1 protein-coding gene is annotated in these 272 nt (G+C 55.1%); it reads left to right on the top strand.

Translation table 11 applies throughout. The annotated features are described in order from the left end of the window. A partial coding sequence (locus AC1RPQ_RS08475; RefSeq protein WP_481762341.1) for a hypothetical protein occupies window positions 1-272 on the top strand: 272 nt, incomplete at both ends.

Below are 272 nucleotides of genomic sequence, written 5' to 3'. Positions count from 1 at the left end.
CATGTGGGCCCTCAACTACAACGCGGAGATCGCGGAGCGCGGATACAACCATGTGCGCGTGCGCGGGTCCGACGAAGAAGACGCGGACGGGGACTTCGAAATAGTAGATGCAGACGCCGATGATGGGCTCGATGCCGACGCAGACGCCGATGAAGAACTTGAATGGGGCCCGGATTCTACGGAATTGGTGAGGAATCCTGATCAGGCGCGTGCTGATCACGAAAAAACACTTAGAAATGCTAAAAAATCGCGTTTTGAGGGGTCTGGTGTAA

Source organism: Dellaglioa sp. CoH-57-MRSF-21, from assembly GCF_056781915.1.
The sequence above is the reverse complement of the archived record's forward strand: the minus strand, read 5'-3'. Positions and strand labels throughout refer to the sequence as shown.